Origin of the sequence: Megasphaera stantonii, assembly GCF_025567065.1 — a bacterium.
Classification (GTDB): Bacteria; Bacillota; Negativicutes; order Veillonellales; family Megasphaeraceae; genus Megasphaera; species Megasphaera stantonii.
The window spans coordinates 1-20,817 of sequence record NZ_JAOQKD010000007.1 but is presented as its reverse complement, the minus strand read 5'-3'; the positions used below and the strand labels follow the sequence as shown (position 1 = coordinate 20,817).

At 52.3% G+C, this 20,817-nt stretch carries 19 protein-coding genes; 2 read left to right on the top strand and 17 right to left on the bottom strand.

Features of this window, described 5'->3' with window-relative positions:
- Window positions 1-34: 34 nt before the first annotated feature.
- The 3 genes from larA (OCV58_RS05510) to ispE form a co-directional block, all read right to left on the bottom strand.
- Complete coding sequence (gene larA / locus OCV58_RS05510) at window positions 35-1,336, bottom strand: NPN-dependent 2-hydroxyacid racemase, LarAH10 family (protein ID WP_267312804.1); 1,302 nt, start codon at window positions 1,334-1,336, stop codon at window positions 35-37.
- 241 nt (window positions 1,337-1,577) lie between these two features.
- Entirely contained in the window at window positions 1,578-2,306 is a 729-nt protein-coding gene (locus OCV58_RS05505; RefSeq protein WP_095629206.1) for a GntR family transcriptional regulator, read from the bottom strand.
- Window positions 2,284-3,174: a 4-(cytidine 5'-diphospho)-2-C-methyl-D-erythritol kinase gene (ispE, locus tag OCV58_RS05500; protein WP_267312803.1), complete on the bottom strand. Its 891-nt coding sequence runs from the start codon at window positions 3,172-3,174 to the stop codon at window positions 2,284-2,286. Before ispE ends, OCV58_RS05505 begins: the two co-directional genes overlap by 23 nt.
- A 201-nt stretch (window positions 3,175-3,375) precedes the next feature.
- Between ispE and OCV58_RS05495 the strand changes: the two genes are divergently transcribed.
- On the top strand, window positions 3,376-4,311 hold the full coding sequence (locus OCV58_RS05495; RefSeq protein WP_087476839.1) for a YitT family protein: 936 nt from the start codon (window positions 3,376-3,378) through the stop codon (window positions 4,309-4,311).
- A 483-nt stretch (window positions 4,312-4,794) separates the two neighbouring features.
- Here the strand turns inward: OCV58_RS05495 and OCV58_RS05490 are convergent, their stop codons facing one another.
- Window positions 4,795-6,390, bottom strand: a complete 1,596-nt coding sequence (locus OCV58_RS05490; RefSeq protein ID WP_394802410.1) for an L-lactate permease — start codon at window positions 6,388-6,390, stop codon at window positions 4,795-4,797.
- Window positions 6,391-6,954: 564 nt separating this feature from the next.
- Here OCV58_RS05490 and OCV58_RS05485 point away from each other — a divergent pair.
- Window positions 6,955-7,161: a DUF1858 domain-containing protein gene (locus tag OCV58_RS05485; protein ID WP_087476837.1), complete on the top strand. Its 207-nt coding sequence runs from the start codon at window positions 6,955-6,957 to the stop codon at window positions 7,159-7,161.
- Window positions 7,162-7,261: 100 nt separating this feature from the next.
- On the opposite strand, the gene OCV58_RS05480 is transcribed toward OCV58_RS05485, so the two are convergent.
- The 13 genes from OCV58_RS05480 to OCV58_RS05420 form a co-directional block, all read right to left on the bottom strand.
- Window positions 7,262-7,492: a DUF1653 domain-containing protein gene (locus OCV58_RS05480; RefSeq protein WP_087476836.1), complete on the bottom strand. Its 231-nt coding sequence runs from the start codon at window positions 7,490-7,492 to the stop codon at window positions 7,262-7,264.
- 95 nt (window positions 7,493-7,587) lie between these two features.
- Entirely contained in the window at window positions 7,588-8,832 is a 1,245-nt protein-coding gene (locus OCV58_RS05475; RefSeq protein WP_095629203.1) for a deoxyguanosinetriphosphate triphosphohydrolase family protein, read from the bottom strand.
- A 44-nt stretch (window positions 8,833-8,876) separates the two neighbouring features.
- Window positions 8,877-9,479 carry a hypothetical protein gene (locus OCV58_RS05470; RefSeq protein ID WP_087476834.1) on the bottom strand — a complete coding sequence of 201 codons (603 nt, stop codon included), beginning with the start codon at window positions 9,477-9,479 and terminating at the stop codon, window positions 8,877-8,879.
- A gap of 130 nt (window positions 9,480-9,609) precedes the next feature.
- Window positions 9,610-10,257 carry a phosphate signaling complex protein PhoU gene (gene phoU, locus OCV58_RS05465; protein WP_095629201.1) on the bottom strand — a complete coding sequence of 216 codons (648 nt, stop codon included), beginning with the start codon at window positions 10,255-10,257 and terminating at the stop codon, window positions 9,610-9,612.
- A gap of 13 nt (window positions 10,258-10,270) precedes the next feature.
- On the bottom strand, window positions 10,271-11,131 hold the full coding sequence (gene pstB / locus OCV58_RS05460) for a phosphate ABC transporter ATP-binding protein PstB (protein WP_095629200.1): 861 nt from the start codon (window positions 11,129-11,131) through the stop codon (window positions 10,271-10,273).
- Window positions 11,131-12,009 (bottom strand): phosphate ABC transporter permease PstA, encoded by an 879-nt coding sequence (gene pstA / locus OCV58_RS05455; protein ID WP_095629199.1) that lies wholly within the window; start codon window positions 12,007-12,009, stop codon window positions 11,131-11,133. The genes pstB and pstA overlap by 1 nt, the downstream gene beginning before the upstream one ends.
- A gap of 3 nt (window positions 12,010-12,012) precedes the next feature.
- A complete protein-coding gene (gene pstC / locus OCV58_RS05450; RefSeq protein WP_095629198.1) occupies window positions 12,013-12,933 on the bottom strand; it encodes a phosphate ABC transporter permease subunit PstC in 921 nt (306 codons plus the stop codon).
- A gap of 18 nt (window positions 12,934-12,951) precedes the next feature.
- Entirely contained in the window at window positions 12,952-13,833 is an 882-nt protein-coding gene (locus OCV58_RS05445; RefSeq protein WP_095629197.1) for a phosphate ABC transporter substrate-binding protein, read from the bottom strand.
- A gap of 200 nt (window positions 13,834-14,033) precedes the next feature.
- On the bottom strand, window positions 14,034-15,362 hold the full coding sequence (gene larA, locus OCV58_RS05440) for an NPN-dependent 2-hydroxyacid racemase, LarAH10 family (RefSeq protein ID WP_154877185.1): 1,329 nt from the start codon (window positions 15,360-15,362) through the stop codon (window positions 14,034-14,036).
- Between the two features lie 10 nt (window positions 15,363-15,372).
- Complete coding sequence (locus OCV58_RS05435) at window positions 15,373-17,094, bottom strand: sensor histidine kinase (RefSeq protein WP_087476827.1); 1,722 nt, start codon at window positions 17,092-17,094, stop codon at window positions 15,373-15,375.
- Window positions 17,091-17,774, bottom strand: coding sequence for a response regulator transcription factor (locus OCV58_RS05430; RefSeq protein ID WP_087476826.1), 684 nt, complete (start codon window positions 17,772-17,774; stop codon window positions 17,091-17,093). Before OCV58_RS05430 ends, OCV58_RS05435 begins: the two co-directional genes overlap by 4 nt.
- 145 nt (window positions 17,775-17,919) lie before the next feature.
- A complete protein-coding gene (locus OCV58_RS05425; RefSeq protein WP_087476825.1) occupies window positions 17,920-19,443 on the bottom strand; it encodes an LPS-assembly protein LptD in 1,524 nt (507 codons plus the stop codon).
- On the bottom strand, window positions 19,436-20,581 hold the full coding sequence (locus tag OCV58_RS05420; RefSeq protein ID WP_232818803.1) for a hypothetical protein: 1,146 nt from the start codon (window positions 20,579-20,581) through the stop codon (window positions 19,436-19,438). The genes OCV58_RS05425 and OCV58_RS05420 overlap by 8 nt, the downstream gene beginning before the upstream one ends.
- Between the last annotated feature and the right edge of the window lie 236 nt (window positions 20,582-20,817).

Here is a 20,817-nt window from a genome sequence, read left to right as displayed (position 1 = left end):
CCGAAGCAGCTTGCTTCGGGTCAGCCCGTCTGTCTTATTTCTGCAGTACCGGGAAGGTAGCCGACGCGTGCCCCATGACGGTCACCGTATAGTCGTCCTTCCCTTCCCGCTTCAATTCTTCCTGCGCCATAGCCCAGGCTTCTTCCAGCGTCGCCGCCGGAATCTGGCCGCTCTGGCGGATGATATCAAAGTTTTCCGGCCGGGTAACGACATATACCTGCTTCATGGAATTGATGATGCACCGCGATTTAAAGGCCACGAAGGCGGGAATCGAAAAATCGGCGCGCAAATCCCGTTCAAATTCTTCCATGTTGCTGCGGAAAAACCAGTTCGTAAAAATAGCCGGTTCCTTAATGTCCGGGCAATCTAAGGTGAAAATCATAATGCCGCCGGGCTTCGTCGCAAAGACGGAGTTCATATGGGCCTTCATGCTCTGATACAGGTTCATATCCTTAGGATATCCGCCGGCCGAACCGATGGTGACGTCCGACAGCTCCTGAATCGGCACACTGGCAATGCGCAGTAAGTCTTCACAGCCCTTTTCCCACGCTTCATGCCAATGGCCGCCTACGACTTCGTATAACTCTCCGTCAGCCGTAAACACCGTATTGACCAGATAGGCCGGGTTCAGCATTTCCGCCGCCTGACGCATGTCGTCATGGAGGGGGTTGTGTTCCAGCAGGCTCGTTTCGCACAACGGGTTGCAGCCGCCGCCAACGTCTTCCGTCAAGGCCATGGCGTGATTGCGCATGATCGTGTCGTATCCGGCAATACCGGGCAGCACGGCCTTTCGGCCGCCGCCGAATCCAGCCATGGGATGGAAGGACACGGAGCCGGTCAAAATAACCTTATCGGCCTTAACTGCTTCGGCGTTGATATATACGTCGTTTCCATAGGTCGTCGTGCCGATGCAGGTCAAGGCCTCGTCGTTGCGGCAGTCGTGGTTGACGATGCGCAGGCGTTTCGCCATCTCCTGGCCGCAGACGATGGCGTCTTCTTCCGGCGTATGAGCCCGATGGGTACCCTGGGCTGTAATGACGGTGATCTGCTCATCCTTTACGCCGATGGAGTTCAATTCCTCCACGATAACTGGCAGCATGACATCCGTATGGACCAGGCGGGTAATATCGCTGACGATGATGGCCACGGTATCGCCGGCCTGGATGATGTCGCGCAGGGGCGCGCTGCCTACAGGCTGGCGCAGAGCCTGACGTACTGCGGCCTGTTCATCGGCGGCGACGGTTACGTCGTTGCCGTGCAGGTCGTATAACATATGGCTTTCTTCCAACGAAACGGTTTGTGTCCCTTTGCCGCAGGGAAGCGAAAAAGTTTTCATGCACATATCCCCCTTATATAACAATAATTAACTAGCTTTCCTCATATATCTGTAAATAAATTCCATCGTCCCATGTATAACGCGACTAAGGAGCGCACCAGAAGCAGTATGAATAAGACGATGGTCAGCACGCACAAAAAATGTTCGTACTCGTCCATATTTTTCTCTTTATTTCTGACCAAGCTGACAAAATGCACAAACGAATGCAACATACTATCGCCCTCTTTACCGGCCTCGGCCGTTACGAATGAGGAAACAATTCATGAATCTGACGAGCCGACTCTTCGTCCTGTCTGATGCCCTTGAGCAGGGTCTTTTCCGAATTTTCCATATGCTTCTTTGCTACCTTGCGGGCCATGGCGCTGTTATGGTTGGCAATGTTTTCCACCATCTGCCGGTGTTCTTCCCACGTAGCCGCCAGGCGGCCCGGATAATGCATGGATATGGAGCGGAAGCGGAGCATCTGCTCTCTCAGATTATGCAGGATGTCGACGAGGCGCTGATTCCGGCTGGCCTGGTACAGGACGTCATGAAAGCGGACGTCGGCGTCGACGATCTTATCAAAGTCGTCGTGAGCCATGTATTCGTTGATTTCCACCAATATCCGTTCCAGACGCTCCAGCTCGTCCGGCGTGATGCGCTCGGCGGCCAGGCCGGCGGCCAGCTCTTCCAAGGCGCCGCGGATTTCAAAAACCTGGGAAATATCCTTCAGCGAAATATCGGCCACATAGGTGCCGCGCCGGGGCACCATGACGACAAACCCTTCTTGCTCCAATTTCCGGATGGCCTCGCGAATCGGCGTCCTGCTCACGCCCAGCTCCTCGGCCAGGCGGATTTCCATCAGCCGCTCGCCGGGCTTCAGCACGCCGTCCTTAATGGCCTGGCGCAGCACGTCGCTGACGACATCGCGCAACGGTCTATATACGTCTAACTGAATGGGCTCTAATTTATATCCCGTCGTTTTCTTCATATGGCTCGCCATTTCCTTCCACTAACGAACTTATATATACATCGATTCCCCGGTCTTTCGCCTCTGCCGCAACGGCCTGGTATATGTCGCCGGCCGATGCCGACGGCGGCACCAGGGCAAATACGGTGGGCCCGCTGCCGGCCATGAGAGGCCGCAGGCCCTGACGGCGCAGCATAGCACGGCACGTGTCTATCATCGGCACGTCGGGAATGACCAGTTCTTCAAAGGTGTTGCCCATATGGGCTTCCAGCCCTTCAAAATCGGCGGCTTCTACGGCCTTCGCCGCCTCGTCTACGGCTACGCCCTGCAAACGGGGCATCGTGTCGAATAAGGAGTAGGCCTTCCCCGTATAGACCGGCACCGGCGGATGCACGATGAGGACAGGCCGCGCAGGCAGCGGCGGCAGCGGCGTCAATACCTCGCCAATACCCCGGCCCCGCATCGTCCCGCCGCAGACGCAAAAGGGGACGTCGGCGCCGATAGACGCGCCGATGCGGCACAGCTCCTCCGTCGTCAGGCCCAGCCGCCACAAGCGATTGAGCCCCCGCAGCACGGCCGCGCAGTCCGTGCTGCCGCCGGCCAGCCCTGCCGCGACGGGAATGTTCTTTTCGATATGAATGCGAACGCCTTTCGGGCCGCGGCGGTACGGAAGCAGCGCCGCGTACGCTTTATACGCTAAATTCGTCTCGTCGCAGGCCAGCGCCGGATTCGAACAGGTCAGCAAAAATTCATCTGCCTCTTCCAAGCGGATTACGTCGTGCAAGCCGATAGATTGAAATATCGTGTCGATATCGTGGTATCCGTCGTCCCGCCGGCCTGTAATCGCCAGGGCCAAATTAATTTTTCCGCAGCCTATCTCTTCTATCATTCCCAGCTCTCCATTTCGAATGCAAAATGTGCAATCCGTATTGAATTAAAAAATTCCTATGTTATAATGTGAGACAACAACGGCAAACGGCCCTTGTTATCCATTGCCACTGTACATACTGATGCAGCGGCGTTACTTTTAATTATACCGTTTTTTTCTTTATTTTACAATTCTTTCCGCATTTTTACAGGAGCAAAGAACATGAAAACAACACAGGACACATCGCTGAAACAATTGGCAATTCCCTATATTGCCTCCTTCATCGGCTGTCTCATCGTAACCGTCGGCATGAATGCCTTTTTCATCCCCCATCACCTGCTCAGCAGCGGCATCGGCGGCGTAGCCATCATGTTTTACTTCGCCGTGGGCCTGCCTGTCGGCGTAGGTATTTTCGCCCTCAACATACCGATTATGATTGCCTGCTACAAATTCATGGGACGGCAATATACCATCCTCAGCATCGTCGGCACGGCTATCTTCTCCGTACTGGCCGACGCGACGGCCTTCCTTTCAACGTGGGACATCGTCAAGGACCCGATGATCTCCAGCATCACCGGCGGCCTGGTATCGGGCCTGGGATTCGGCATTTTATACAAATACAACGGCAACAGCGGCGGCCTGGACGTCGTCGGAGCCATCGTAAAGAAATACTATTCCCTGGAAATGGGCAACGTCGTCATGGTCATCAACTCCCTCATCCTCGTCGCCGCCGCCTACATGTTTTCCCTGGAAATGGCCGTCCTCACCTTCGTCAGCACTTATATTACGGCCTTCATTACCAACAAGGTCGTCATCGGCCTGAAGCAGCGGAAATCGGTCTTCATCATTTCCAACCACGCGGAAGAAATCGCCAACCTGCTCATGCGCTACATCGGCCACGGCGCGACGTACCTGTACGGCCAGGGCGCCTATACCATGCAGGATAAGCGCATTATCTACGCCGTCATCAAGCTGACGGAAATCGCCAAGATCAAAGAACTGGTCAACAAAATCGACCCGGGTGCCTTCATGATCATCAGCGACGCCTCGGAAGTCGTCGGCCGTGGCTTTACAGGGCCGTCCGTAAAATACCACGATTCACCGGGCGACGCCTTGAAAATGCCTCGAACTAAGAAAAATATGCCGCCGGAATATTAATTCCGGTTCCCTGCGCTGTCTGCCGCACCGTACGGCAGGCAGCGATTTTTTTATTCCGCTCAGCTATTTTCGGTCAGGCAGCAAAAGTTTATCGAAACAGAGTAAGAACGATTTATACAGGAGGAAAAACACAATCCCTGTATCTGCCCAAGCATTCGGCAAACCATCATAGAGACGACAAACTGCCCGTATTGTCCGAAGCCCTGGTCTTGCCGCAGCCTCGCACTGCACAGCGCACAGCCTAGGCCCTCGCCACCGCTCCGGCGGCAATACATAACATAATATAAGCCGTATATAAGCTGTCAGGACGAGCTATGCCAAGCAAAGATGTACCTATTCCCTATATCTTTATGCCGCGCTATATCTCAATGCAAAGGGATACCTTCATCAGGCAGCGAGACATAGGCGGCGGATATCGAGCAGATATCAAAAAAACAGGAACCTGCCGAGGCAGATTCCTGTTTTGCTTATTCAAGTATGTGCTTAGTGAACGAACATGCTCAAGCCGAAGTAAGCGCAGAGGCCAGCGACTACGATATAGATAACGAAGTACTTCGCAATGCTCTGCATAATGACGTTGGCCTGAATGCTCTGACGCAGGCTGTCCGCTTCGCCGCTTTCCACTTTCTTTTCAGAAATATAAGCTTCCAAGGCCGGAGCAACAGCGCCGATGCCGATAGCGATACTCTGCGGGGAGAACATCTTGCCGATGCCTGCGCCTGCGGAGTTCGTAGCTGCGAGCCACATAGCCAAGCCCGTGTCGCCGGGAACCATCTGCGCGGCAGCCGCCGTCTGCAAGGGCCCGAAGAGGACGTTGGCGTTCGTGCCGGAACCGGTGATGAATGCGCCGAGAGCGCCTACGAGAGGAGCAAAGGCCGGATACATGGAACCCGTCGCAGCGACGAGAGCGCCGGCGATTTCAGCGGTCATGCCGCTGTACGTCATCAATTTAGCCGTCATAACAACGCAGATAATCGTAACGTACGTAAATTTCAGGCCTTTGAAGGTATCACCCAAAACGCCGAGCATTTTGCCAAGGCCAGCTTTTTGATATGCGCCGCCGAGGAATGCCGAGAGGAAGATCATGATGCCAGGCGTAGCAACCCATACGAAGGTATAGGGGGAAGCGCCGGGGCCGGCATAAATCTGAACAGACGTCTTAAATGCGCTGAGCGGGCCGTTGATGAACGGGAAGAACTTAGACGTAATGATTAACAACACGAAGATCAAGATAAACGGCATGGTCGCGCTGATACCTTCGCTGGAAGAAATCTGACGAACTTCAGCTTCGACGCGGTATTCCGGATCGTCAGTCTTGAAGATCTTCGCGCAGACGACGATGGAGCCCATGATAATAGCCGACGGAACGATAACGGACAGTTCAGGACCCATAGCCATGTTGATGAGCAATTCCGGAACGGACAGGGCCAAGCCGGAAATCAGGGTCGGCATGAATACGCCTTTCAGGGCTTTCGGGCCGCCGCCCATGATCATAACTACGAAGAACGGGCTTAATGTATTAAGAATAAAGAGCTGAATTGCAATGAACTGGCCCAGGCCGACGGAATCAAGATGCGTCAACGTCGCCAAGGTCGTCGTCGGAATAGCGATAGAGCCGAAGGTCGTCGGAACGGAGTTCGCAACCAGGCAGGCCAGGATAGATTTCAGCGGATGAAAGCCGAGGCCGACCATCATAGCCGCCGGAATTGCAACGGCCGTACCGAAACCAGCCATGCCTTCCATGAAGGCGCCGAAGCCCCAAGCCAAGAGGAGGGACAGGATACGCATATCCGAGCTTACGGACGTCAGCATCGTCTTAATCGTTTCCATAGCGCCGGTGCGGACGACGAGGTTATACGTGAAAATAGCCGACGTAATAACTAACAAAATAGGCCAGATAGCCAAGGCAACGCCTTCCAGCGCGCCTGTTGCCATGATGCCGGCTTCCTTACCGAAGGGCACGACGGCGACGATGAATGAAATAATTGCTGCAACCCCGCAGGCTTTCCATGCCGGTACTTTTAAAATGGACAAGGCAACGATAAGCCATAACAGCGGCAGTACTGCCAAAAATACCATCATAATCCAAATTCACCCTTTCATACATAAAAACAGAAAACATTACGAATGCCGCATACTCCAACAGCATTCAGCATACAATATTACTTTGCGCTCCTTTCCTTTTAGTATTGTAAAGAATAACCTTTGTTATTATTATAATGCATGTATCGAATAATGCAACATACTATTTAATTATTGCAAGCAAAAAAATTTGCTATTCCTTTCGCTCATCTGTTTATCCAGGTTCTCTTAATATTTTTAACTTTTTCATTTAATATCTTACTATTTTCTGAATCTTTTCGCAAAGCGAAATATTTCCCCCATTTTCATCTATCGCACATTCGATATAAGCATACCGATTTATTCCACTTTTTATATTTCTAAGTATTTAATCGTATCATTTTTACTATGCTTTTTTTACATATATCCTTGACTCCCCTTCCCACAGCAAGGTAATCTATAGGCTGCCGCAGAAATTCCTGCAAACAGGCAATACAAAACTGAAAAAGTATGGTATAATAGGATGCAATCCGGAAGTTCTTTCAAAACATACGGAAAAGACTATACCAAGGAGGATGTATCATGGCAGAAATTACAAAAGATACAGGCATCATCGAAGCGGTTCAGAAATACCCCCAGATTCTCGAAGTATTCCAGCAATACGGTCTGGGCTGCGTCGGCTGCATGGCCGCCCACTTTGAAACGATCGGCCAAGGCGCCGGCGCCCACGGCATCGACGTAGACGCTCTCATCGCCGATCTCAACGAATGCATCGCAGCGAAGGGCTAATATCTTTCACATCATACACAGTAAAAAATAGGCCGCAGGCAGCGCGTCGAAGCGTTGTCCTGCGGCTTATTTCATGCGGAACGGCGGTATAGACGCCGTTTTATTTTACTTTGACAAAGCGAAAATCCTGATCTGCCTTCGGATACTTCGCCTTATCCACTTCGCTCATGAAATCCTTCAGCGGGCGGGCGTAGGTCTTCATCGTATCCTGCAGCGCTTTATAGATGACGAACTTTTCACCTGTTTCCGTATGCTCTGCAATCGTAATGATTTCGTACATATTATTTTTAAAATGACGCCATATTTCATGGGCCTGCGGTAAATCTCTCATGAGTCTGAACCCCTCCTGCGCATATCTGATGTTCCTGCCGAATCTCATGTCCGGCATATTTTCTAAATCTGCCGTATCATTATACCATATTTCCATTAAAATGTCGTAAGCTCGTCGAAAATTTTTTCTGCATAGGTATCGGTCATGCCGGCGATATAATCGATGCAGGCCAGCCGGTAGTCTTTTTCATCGTCGGCGATGCGGTACATCACAGCGTTTCCAAAGGCGTTGCCGAATTTATCCCGGCTGGCTACGGCCCGGCCAATATCGGAATACTTCTTCATGCGCTCCAAAAAATGTTTTCCTAAGGTGGGATAGTCCTGGCGCAGCCGTTCCAGCTCCTGAAGCGTATTGCCGCCGGCATAGCACGCCTTCAAAATGCCGTAAATCGATTCCAGAATCAGCCTGGCGTAGGCATGGTATACTTCCAGACGCTTGCTGCGGTAAATGTACTCGTAGTTGAACTTCATGACGTCGTCCATGAGCTTCAGATGGGACTCTGAAAGCACCAGCCCCTTCTCCGGAGTGCTTTCCCGGCAGATATCCGTAATCAGGGGATACATGATCGACGTATTGGTCAGGGATTGGAGATGGGCGTGAAGCTGCTCGTTCAGCCGCTGCTTCAGCTCGGCCAGGGGCTTGCCGTCTTCCGTCAGGATGCGCAGGCGCACGGCGTCTTCAATATCTCTGCCCAGATAGGCGATTTTATCAGCAATTTTGACGACGCATCCTTCCCAGGTATAGGGCTCATATTCGTTAGGACGGGTAATCGACTCCAGAGGGACGACATGTTCCCGAGGGCGCAGCACCGTCTGCCGCACTTCGCCGCAGTGATTGATAATGCCGTCGCGGACAGCGTAGGTCAGCATCATGTTTTTCATTTTCCCGGCTGGGTCCAGCAGCGTTTCCATATCGTCGACGACGCGGAGGCCCTGCCGTTCGTGCCAAAACGTCTCTCCCAGCTCGGCCTGGCTGATGCGGCTCAATACCCGTTCTCCCAAATGGCCGAAAGGCGCGTGGCCCAGGTCGTGGCCGTTGGCAATGGCGCTGATGAGCTCCGTATTCAGCCCCAAATACCGGCCGATGGTGCCGCTTACGGACGCGACGTGATTGACGTGCTCAATGCGCGTGCAGATATGGTCGTTTTTCGTCGTAAAAAACACCTGGGTCTTGTGCTTGAGGCGGCTGTAGGCCGTCGAATGAAGAATACGCGTATAATCGCGGCCAAATTCCGTGCGGAAATCTCCTTCGCGCCGATACAGGCTGCCTTTGCGGCTGATGGCAATCTGCCAGTTCGGATGATGCTCGTCCATGCGTACAGAAGCAAAGGCCTTTTCCATCGTTTCACTCCTTTCTTGAAGCTGCAGCCGGATTCCAGAAAGCTTTATAGCTTCCGCAATTCCCGGATAGAAGCCTGGGCCTGTTCAACATCGATGCGGTCGCTTTCCTTTTCGGCTACGTCCACGCCCAGGCGCTGCTTGGCCTCCTTTTTAATCAGCTTGTACAGGCCGGCGGGAAAATCGGGAACAGTCGTCGTGACGCCGCGGGGAAAGACGGCTTCTTTTTCCAGGGTGTAGCCTTCGGGATAGCGCCGCGACGCCCGGGGATGATACATGTCCAGATACAAGTAGTCGACGACCTTTCCGCTGACGTTGACCAGCTCAAATTTGTCGACGCGGCCGATCGTTTCAACCTTGTGAAAAAACACCATCGAGCCAGTGCTGCGCAGGCGGAGGCGCGACAAGTAGGTCATTTCGCCGAAGGGGCCGTTGACGGGTATGGGATTGCCCATATCGTGGCCAAACCGGCCGCTGCCCTGGGAAAGGACGTCGCAGTCTTCTCCTCCTTCTACTTCTGCTTTTAATGCCGGCGGCAGCGTTTCGTTCTGCAGCTGCGCCGAGTTAAACAATTTCAGCGCGTCGTCGTACATCTTTTCGCTGCGCGTCCTGTTTATATCTGATTTTACCAAAGCGTCAAAAAATCCCATGCTGATAAATTCCTCCTATATTACCGCTTATGGTGTTTATTATAGTATGCTTCTCCCCGTCTGTCGAGCTCGCCCCATATGAAAAATCACCTGCCGCGCGTACGTGCGGGCAGGTGAAAGGGCACATGGATTAAATATTGATTTCGTTCTTTTCCCGGTAAATAACCCAGTTGGCAATATTGTTGGCATGGTCGGCCATGCGTTCAATATATTTGACGATCAGCACGTAGGTGACGTACTGCTTGGAATTCTGGGAATCCTTGTTCATCTGTTCGGAAATTTCTTCCATCAGATGGGTAAAGGCTACGTCGACGACGTCGTCCTTATCCTTCATCAGATCGGCCTGAGCGCTGTCTTTGCCCTTGTAGAAATCGAGGACGTCGCTGACCATGGACGACATGACGCCGTACATTTCCCGCAGTCCCGGCGGCGGCGCGATGGGATGGCCCGTATCGGCCAGCAAATGGACGTACCGGCAAATATCCGCGCAGTGATCGGCAATGCGTTCCAAGTCAGACAAAATCTTCAGCGTGGCCATGAGACTGCGCCAATCGGCGGCTACAGGACTCTGGGTCATGCTGATGGTCAAGTCCATGCGCATGCATTCCCGTACCTTTTCGTCGATTTCCGTGTCGCCGTTATACACTTCGTCGGCCAATTCGACGTCAAAGGTTTCCAAGACCTTCCAGGTCTTATCGATGGCGGCCTCGATGCTGAGTCCCAGAGCAGACAGCTCTTGGTTCAGCACCTTCATAGAATTTTCATATGTTTGTAACATGCTTAACCTCCTATTAGCCGAAGCGGCCCGTGATGTATTCTTCTGTTTTCGGATTCGACGGATTGGTAAACATGTCGACCGTGTTGTTGTATTCGATCAACTCGCCCAGGAGGAAGAAGGCCGTCTTGTCGGAAATACGACGGGCCTGCTGCATGCTGTGCGTTACGATGACGATGGTATATTTTTCCTTCAATTCCAGCGCCAGGTCTTCGATCTTCTGCGTAGAAATCGGGTCCAGGGCCGACGTCGGTTCGTCCATGAGGATAACCGACGGATTGGCTGCCAAGGTACGGGCGATGCACAGACGCTGCTGCTGGCCGCCGGACAAGCCTAAGGCGCTCTTATGGAGACGGTCCTTCATTTCGTCCCAGCAAGCAGCGGCGCGCAGGCTTTTTTCAACGATTTCTTCCAATTCTTTTTTATTAGAAATACCCTGGATACGCGGCCCATAGGCAACGTTTTCAAAGACACTCTTCGGGAACGGCGTCGGCTGCTGGAATACCATGCCTACGCGATACCGCAGAGCCAGGGGATCGACTTCTTTAAAGATATCTTTGCCTTCAAACAGAACCTTGCCTGTAATACGGCAGCCTTCTACCCAGTCGTTCATGCGGTTCAGCGTCTTAAGGAACGTCGATTTGCCGCAGCCCGACGGCCCAATGAAGGCCGTAATTTCGTTTTTATTTATCTTCATGGAAATATCCTTCAGCGCCTGCGTCTGGTCATAGAATAAATCCAATCCCGTTACGTCAAAGGTTGCTTCCGTCAATTTTGCGCTTTCTTTTTCCAACTCACGAGTAGCTACAACATCCTGCGAAGCTTCTTTCTGCTGCGCTGCGCCATAGCCGGACAAGGTTGTCGTCAATTCTGCCATTATTTATTTCCTCCCATTTTCTTATCAATACGCCAACTCATATACCGCGCAGCCAAGCTGAACGATACGACGAGAATCATCAAGATAGCCGAAGACGTAGCAGCCTGCTGCGCAGCGTCGGCATGCAGCGCTTCCGTCCGAAGAGCCCAGATATGCAGAGCCAGGGTTTCACCGGGGCGGAAGGGATTCAGCGGACAAGACGTAGACGTAATGTCCCAGTTGGACCAGTTAATATCCGTCGACATACCGGCAGTAAACATCAGCGCGGCGGCTTCGCCGAATCCGCGGCCGGCGGCCATGATAAGACCAGTCATGATGCGGGGAAAACAAGCCGGCAGCAGTACGCGCCAGATCGTCTGCCAGTGGGATGCGCCTAAGCCGAGACTGCCCTGACGATAGCTGTCAGGAAGATTGCGCAGTGCGTCTTCCGTTACAGACGTGACCAGAGGCAGCGTCAAGATCGATACGGCCAGAGAGCCGGCGAATAGATTCCACTGCGAACCAGTCATAACGATAAATACTAGATAACCGAACAAGCCGACGACAATAGATGGCAGCGAAGCTAAGGTTTCAACAGCCATTCGAACCCAGTGGGTAATGCGGCCTTTTTTTGCATATTCAGCCAGGTAAATCCCAGCGGGAATACCCGTAATGGTACTGGCAATCAGCGCCAGGAATACCAGATATAATGTATTAAAGAACATGTTGCCCATGCCGCTTCCCGTAAAGGACAGCATTTCCGGCGTCATGCCGCTGAAGCCTTCGACAATAACAAACCCAACGAAGGCCACGAGCAGTACGACGGCAAATCCGGCGCCGCACAGAAACAGGCTGGTCATGATATTGTCCATTTTCTTTTTGGACTGTACACTAGTCATATATTATTTGCCTCCTTTTAAGCTGGAAGCTGCATTGAGCTGATGAATCAGGAAAATAAACAGGAAGGACAAGAGGAACAGGATAAGAGCCATTGTCCACAGCGCCGCACTGTATTCGCCGCCTTCCATAGCCCCGCCCATATCAGCGGAAATAGCCGTCGTCAAGGTGCTGGCCGGCAGGAATAGCGACGTCGGAAAGACCTTCATCTGGCCGATAACCATCGCAACAGCTAACGCTTCGCCGAGAGCACGGGCCAGACCGAGGATAATGCCAGTAAAAATGCCGCCCTTGGCTGCTGGAAGCACTACATGAGCAATAGTTTCCCAACGCGTAGCGCCCAAGCCGTACGAAGCTTCACGCCATGATTTCGGCACTGCCGCCATTGCGTCGGCTGCCATGGTCGTAATCGTAGGAAAAATCATGATGGCCAGCACAATGCCTGCCGCCAATACAGAAAAACCAAAGGGCATAGGGAAAATGCTGCGCAGGAAGGGAATCAGTACCGTCATGCCTACGAAGCCGTAGACAACGGAAGGAATCCCCGTAAACAATTCAATAGCCGGCTGAATAAGGCGGCGCGTCCGGGGAGACGCAATTTCCGTCATGAAGATCGCCGACGAAATACTTAAAGGCAGGGTAATAATCAGCGCCAACAAACAGGTCACGAGGGAGCCGGCCAGGAACTTGGCCGCGCCGACCTGGCCGCCGCCTTCTGCCGTATCGCTCGGATTCCATTCGCCGGAGAATAAGAACTCGCCGACGCCATGTCCAAACAGGAAAAAGGTATCTGTACCCTTTATAAAGAGAAAGGCCCCAATGAGAAACGGCACCAGTGCCATACCGATGCCGCATACTGTAATGAAGGTCCGGGCTGCTTTCTCGCTTCGGTGGGCTCTAGAGACCGCCGCTTCGATTGCATTCATTACATTCCCTCCGTGTGATTAGTGAACTTCTTTTGTCTGCATCTTGGAGCTTACGCCGTAGCCAAGTTCTTCAATGCGCTTGCCGTATTCGTCGCCCATAATGTATTCAAGGAAGGCTTTAACGGCAGCTTTCGGTTCTTTGCTCGTGTAGATGTGTTCGTAGCCCCATACGGCATATTTACCGCTGTATGTATTTTCCAGCGTCGGTTCTACGCCGTCGATGGACAGAACATCTACGCTCTTGTCGTTAATGAGGTAAGGAAGAGCTACGTAGCCAATAGCACCGGGGTTCTGCGCTACGCTCTGGATAAGAATACCGGAGTTATCCGTTTCGAGAGATTTGTTGTCTGCTTCTTCTGCACCGTTGATCGCGTACTGTTTAAAGAGAGCTCGCGTACCGGAAGTTTTCGGACGAGTTACGAGGACGATCGGTTTGTCCGGGCCGCCGACATCTTTCCAGTTTGTAACTTTAGCCGTGAAGATATCCTGAAGCTGCTGACGAGTCAGGTTCTTAACGCCTACGTCTTTATTGACGATGGTAGCGACAGTCATAACGCATACTTTATGGTCTACGAGCTTTTCAGCTTTCGCTTTGTCGAGTTTCGTTTCAGCCGGTACGTCGGAGTTGCCCATGTCTACGGAGCCGTCGGAAACCTGTTTCAGGCCCGTGCCGGAACCGCCGGCGTTTAAGGTAATCGTTACGTCTTTGTTATTAGCTTTGAACTTTTCCGCAGCATCTTTTACCAAAGGAAGCAATGCAGAAGAACCAGAGCCGGTAATGCTGCCAGATACAGCCGCCGTATTCGAGCTGCTTTCGCTCTTCTGTTCGCCGCCGCAGCCGGCTGCGCTGACAACCATCATTGCCGCTAATGCAGCAAGAACTAACTTTCTCAATTTCATATTAAGATCCTCTCCTTTTGTCAAGTACAAGTTTATGAGTGCTTCTTGCTTGATACGTACTTATCCTAACAAAGGTATGTAAGGTTACAATGTAGACAATGTAAAGTTTTGTAAAATTTACAAAAGCAGACATCTTTTGCAAAACAGGCAACCTAATAGAGAATTCTGGCCAGTAAAAAAGCGCCCGAAAGGGCGCTCTTTCATTCAATATCGTATTCTATTTCTTCTCTAGTCTTCTTTATTACTGGCAGCGTCGACGCGGCATAGGGCATGAGGGCTATGGTGTAGTCCTCTTTTCCATCTTCCGCCAATATGGCGTTTGCCGCCTGCCAGGCTTCTTCCAGCGATTCGACGGGAATTTGGCCGCTTTGTTTCATGATGTCAAAGTTTTTTCTCTCCGTGACGACGAACACTGCCCGCATGGACTCGATGATTTCCTGCGTCTTATAGGCGGAAAAGGCGCCAATGGTGAAGTGCTGCCGCAGATCCTGCTCAGCTGCAGATGTATCACGCCGGCCAAAAGCTTTGGCAAATTCCGGCGGTTCGCTTATGTCGGGGCATTCCATGACTAAAATCATAATGCCTCCCGGCTTCGTCGCAAAGACGGCGTTCATATGGGCCTTCGTGGCCTGATAGAAATTGATATCCTTCGGATATCCTCCGGCCGAAGCAATCGTCACGTCCGCCTTTTGAGGAATTGCAACGCTGTCGGCGGCCAGCAACAGCCGGCATCCATCCTGCCAGTCCGTCAGCCAATGGCCTGCCACGACGTCGATGACTGCGCCGTCAGCACCCAGCACCGTATTGACCATAAAATCAGGCTCAATAAACAACGTCCCTTCCACCATGTCTTCGTGCATAGGATTGCCTTCCAGCCGTGCCGCGTCGCAGCATCGGTTCCGCCCGCCTATATCTTCCGCGTTCAAGGCCAGGGCGTGGTTCCGCATAATCGTATCGTATCCAGCCAAGCCAGGCAGAACGGCCTTTCGCCCGCCGCTGAAGCCGGCCATGTCGTGAAACGAAATGCCCCCCGTAAGGATGACCTTATCGGCTTCTACAGCCAGCCGATTCAGATATACGGCATTCCCCTCCGGCGTCGTTCCGACATAAGCCAGCTGCGTTTTGTCCCGGCAGTCATGCTGCACGACGCGCAGTCTGTTTGCCCAAGAGCCGCATATTTCCGTCAGCTCCCGCTTTGTCGCCGGCCGGTGCGTCCCTAAGGCGACGAGCAGCGTAATCTGTTCATCCGCCACGCCGATGGTATGGAGCTCGCCGATGACGGCGTCCAGCATCTGCGGCGTATATACCATCCTCGTTCCGTCGCTGACGACGATGACGACCTTTTCATACGGCGCGACGCGTTCTGATAGTGCGTCCTTCGGATATACCCTGCGCAGCGCCTTCTGCACTGCCTTTGTCACGTCCGCTACAGGCGCCGCCCCAGTTCCCTTCAGCTCGTACGCTACATGGTCTTCCGGCAATACGACGGTTTGAACTCCACGTCCATATGGAAACGTATATTGTTTCATGTATTTCTCCTTATGAATTGCCTGACGGCAAATGAATGATGATTTCAGTCCCGTGATTTTCCTTGCTGCGGAGCGTAATCGTGCCGTTATGGTATTCAGCAATATGCTTGACAATAGACAGGCCCAGTCCGCTGCCGCTTATCTTCCGGGAACGGCTCGTGTCAGCCCGGTAAAAGCGCTCGAACACGCGCTTCTGCTTGTCTTCGGGAATGCCGATCCCCGTATCCTTAACGGCAAAGTCGATATGGTCTCCGCGCTTCCGCACCGACACGTATACATGGCCGCCGGGAAGATTGTACTTGACCGCATTGTCGATGAGATTCATAGCCATTTCCCGCAGCAGTCCCTTATCCCCCAGTACCGTCGCCTGCTCCAGCGTACAGTGAACGGTCACTTTCTTTTCCACCAGCATCGGTTCCATAAATTCGACGATATCCCTTATAATTTCCGGCAGGCACACCGGTTCGCGATGAACCTTTTCCCGATTTTCCTCGATGCGGGTCAGGTGCATGATTTCTTCAATCATGGCCAACAGCCGCTTCGCCTCCTTGCGGATAAGCGAGCCGAAATGGACGACGTCGGCGTCGCTTTTAAACAAGCCTGCCGACAGCACTTCAGCAAACCCGCTGATAGAGGTCAGCGGCGTTTTGAGCTCATGGGACACGTTGGACGTAAATTCGCGGCGCAGCTGTTCCCGATGCTCCTGCTCGGTAATATCATCAATGATAAACAGCACGCCGTAAAATTCTTCATCCTGGTACACCGACTGTACCGTCAATAAATACAGCGACGCGTCTCTGCTGATTTTCCGCTCCAATACGTCGGGAAGATTGGTATGTCCGTGTATTTCATCCCACGGCGCCTCTGCAAAAAACGGCTCCAGCGGCTGTCCGACTAAGGACGAAACGTCCTTTTTCTGCAGGATATCGCCGGCGCAGCGGTTCATTCCCAGGATGCGGTACGTATCGTCTGTCAAGATAACGCCTTCCTGCAAATTTTCCATCATGAGACGCACGATGTTGCGCTGCTGTTCCAAGCTGTGAATCAGTTGGTTCAGGGCCTGGCTCTGGTCGATAATTTTATCTACCAGCGGCCGCAACTCAGCATCGACATGGTACGAAGCGGGAACGGAAATGCCGTTGGGATCTCCAATTTGCCGCATGAGCAATACGGTGCGGCGCAGCGGATTCAAAAGGCTGGCCGTCAGCATGCGGGAAGCCTTGATGCAGGCTACGGCCGCGCAAAGGAGCAGCAGAGCCACAACCGGCAGCAGCGACAAGAAATGGGAATAAATAGATTCCCGTTCCATGCTGAGGCGCAGGATCGTCCCGTCCGGCATTTGTTCCGCCATATAATATAAGTCCCGCGACAAGGTATGGGACTTGCGGACAGCCGTGCCGTAGGCCTCGTTCAGCGCCTCCTGTACTTCCGGCCGGTCGAGATGATTTTCCATCTGCCACTTGTCATACTTCGATTCAAAGCGAATAGTTCCGTCCGGATTGATCCACGTAATGCGCAGGCTGCCTTCGCATCCATCGGCAATTCCCTGCAGGTAAGCTTCCATGTCGTCGTTCTTTTGAATCGTATTCGAAATGACGTTCATGACGACGTGCATTTCTTCCGCAGCCTGGCGCTGCACAGCCTGCCAAAAGAACCATCCTGAAATCAGGACGGTAATGGCCATGCAGGCGAACCCCATGGCAAGAAGGCTGACGTATATTTTCTTTCTCATACGTTTCCGCCAATCACATACCCGACGCCGCGTACAGTGCGGATAATGTGCCCTCCGTCGCCCAGTTTTTGCCGCAAGCTCTTGATATGCATGTCGATAGTGCGGCTTTCGCCTTCATACGTAAATCCCCATACGGCTTCCATAATTTGTTCGCGTTTCAGCACGATGTCTATATTGACCAAAAGATACCGCAGCAGTTCGAATTCCTTGACCGTCAAATGGCATGGCTCGCCGTTGACAGTGACGACGTGTTTTTCGCCGTCGAGGGATACGGGACCGAAAGAATACATGTTGCTTTCCCGTCGCTGCGGCTTGCTGCGGCGCAGGACGGACCGTATGCGGGATATCAGCTCGACGATGCCGAAGGGCTTGCAGACGTAATCGTCGGCGCCGCCGTCCAGCCCGCGGACGATGTCGTATTCGCTGGTCTTTGCCGTCAGCATGATGACCGGAAGAGATCGGAGCTGCGTGTCTTTTCGAATTTTATCCAATATTTCCGTGCCGCTTTCTCCGGGAAGCATGATGTCCAGCAGCACCAGAGCCGGTACGCGCTGCTGCACAGCCTTCCAGAATTCCTTGCCGTCGGCAAAGGTTTCTACTTCAAAATCCTGGCTGCGCAAGGCGTACCCTACGAGTTCACGTATATTTTCATCATCTTCGACACAATAAATCAACGCCATGTTCTCACATCCTAATCTGCATATAATGGTATTCTATTCTTTATATTATACATGCAAAGCATCGTTTTCCTCATAGGTTTTCTGTAAAATATAGGTAAAAAAGAACTGCGGCGTCACGCTCTGTCCGCCGCAGTTTATACATCTGCTAGAATCTGAAATCCTTGGGTATAACTTCAAGATCCCATTCATCCTCAACTTCTTTATACGTAATAATCGCTGTAAAAGAATGGAGATCCCGCACCCAGGTATAGTTGCGGTCCGAAATATCTCCGCTGTCTAAATTCTTGGCCAAAGAGAAAATAATCGTATCGCGAGGCGTCAAGATATATCCGACAGAAAACCCTTTCTGCCGCGGATCGTCTATCGTATCAAACCGATACGGCGTAAATCCGCTGACGTTGTGCTTTTTATACCAAAAGCTGGTCCACAAGCGGTCGTTGATGCTCTGGCTGAGCACGACGCCCCAGTACGGATCGCGGCGTTCCGCATCCTTTACAGAATACCAGTCCCTGCGGTATCCCGAAAAGAACCGAATATTGGCCCGTTTCCACAACGGAAGGGGACGATGGGTAATCTCCGCGCGGAAGCCCCGGTGGGAGCCTGTTTCCTGCCCGTCTTCCGACCAGCGGCCCCAGCTGGCAGATCCATCGATATAAATACCTGTATCGCCTAAGTAAAGGCGGGGCATAAAGTATTCCAATTCAGGCCACTTCGTCGCCCAGATATTATCGTCGTTATCGCTGCTTTCTTCCGAACCGTAGCCAAAGGCAAAGGTACCAAACTTCGTATATTTTTCAACTTTAGCCGTAGGTTTAAACCCATTCTTAGAAGTCAAAGCATAGCGCATATTAAAAGCTAAATCGCCGCTTTGGTTCAAGGGGATATTCGCATGGCCCCGCACGCCGAAGCCATCGTCGCTGTTATATGTCGGCCGCGGCAATAGCGTAAACAACCACGAATTTCGGTTATCTTCTTCGTCTAACCGTCCTTCATAGTGTCCGTATGTCAGCAAGCAGACGTGCTTAAACCATAGCTTTGTATTTTCAGCCGTAAATTTTTCTCCGGGATAAATGCGGATATCATCGCCGGTAATATAGTAGTCCGGCGTCTTAGCCACGGCGTGAGGCGTCGTAATCAAGCCGTGCTTGACGTAGCCGACGCCGTCGACCATTTCCGCCCCCGTACCGCGGATATACGTGCCCGGCCCGATAAAGCCTTCAATCGTATCCATGCTGGCATCGCCGTCTTTGCTGTTATAAATGATGCCTGTCCCGGAAAGGGCATTCTCACTGGTAAGGTATACGGCTGGTCCCGGCGTATGGTACAACTGATTATTCGTACTGCCTTCAATATAGCTGGTATGCAGCTCGTCCATTCCCTGCTGCAAGTCGACGTTGCCGCGGCCCTGAATATACCCATCTGCGCTGCGTACAACCAGGGAATCAGCCGTCATATGGACAGGCTGCTGCGGCAATACGATATCATACGCTTCCGACGCCGCGTCGAGATCAATGGGAACGATCTCCCCTGCGCCGTCCTGTCCGTCAATGCGGGCCACTTCTGCCATCGTTTCCTGCCCGGTCTTAGAAACATCGCCGCTCCCGTCTGCCGCCCATATGGAAAACGGAAGGAGCGCAGCCAAAATAGAGGCTGTCCACGTTTTATTCATGTACGTCACCTGTCACCTGTTCGTCTGAAGGAGTAATCGTTACTACGACTTCTTCAGATTCGTCGTTTTGATCCTCTGCTTCGCTGTCGCCGCCTAATTCTACCGGCGTCACGTCGCCGTAATATCCCGTTTCATGGGTCGGCTCCGTCGTTTCTGCGTCAGGATATGCCGGCACGACGACGCCGCTGGCAGCCATATCGGCAGTCCGCATGTCATCGGGAGTACCTACTGCTCTAAATCCCATGACTTCGGTATTATCCTTCGCTTCTGCAAGCATTTCCGTACCGACGGGAATATCTACGTCATTGCCATGAACGAATAAGCCGCCTACCAGGCCGACCGGTCCCAGGATAATGGCTCCAGCAGCCGACGCGCCGACGGCTCCGGCCGTCCGTTTATATTCTTCTTTTGTCTTTTCGCCGATAATCAGCGGAACCGGCGTGTTGTCAGCGGCCCGCACGGTATGATAGGTAATTTCAATCTTTCCGTCTTTGCCAAACATGCCCGATTTTCTGGCGTTGGTAATCGTCCCTTCGGCTTCCATGCCGCGGGGAATGGCGACGACATCGCCTACGACGACGTCTTCGCTAACGGCAAAGTGCACTGTATCGCCTTCCTGAGCCGTTTTGGAGTTCAGGGCTTCCAAATTTTTCATTTTGACAATCGTTCCGGCAGGAATCGTAACCGACTGAGACACGTATTTCGTATCTCCCAGCAGGGCCTGGCGCAGGGACAGTACGCGGCCTTTCAACGCGCCCGTAATCACCTTGCCGTCGATGCCTTCTTCCAAGGCGTCAACACGGACCAAAATCGGTTCCTCCGTTACCTGACCAGAATACTGCCACTGCATGAGATTGACTGCCGCTACTAACGACAGGTCCGATCCGGAATTTCCATATACGTCTTTATACAAAGCATTGGTTTTCTCCTGCAGGCTGCCCGACACGGTGGACTGTCCGTTCAGCAGCTTATCCAGAGCCGCCACGCGTTCGTTGAGCGAGCCCGTCTGCGTCGTGCCGTACACAGTCGTTTCCACTTTATCCGCTTTTTCCAAAATTGTATAATCAGCTGCGCCGGCCGTCATAGCGCCGCATAAAGCCATGACCGCCAGCAGGCAGGAAACTTTTTTCTTCCACATGCTTCATTCCTCCTTGTCGTACCCAGCCGCATATAATGACTGTTCGTAGAAAAGCCTTCCCGGCATATGATACATAAGAATACTTATATATCATTATATAAAAATAAGGCTTAAAAAGCAACAATTTGCCCTTATCTGGACAGTGTCAAGTTGTTGTGGGTATATATTTGACAGAAACATCTTGGCATGTAAATCCGGCCTTTTAGTATCTAATGTATATGGTGATATCCACTGTT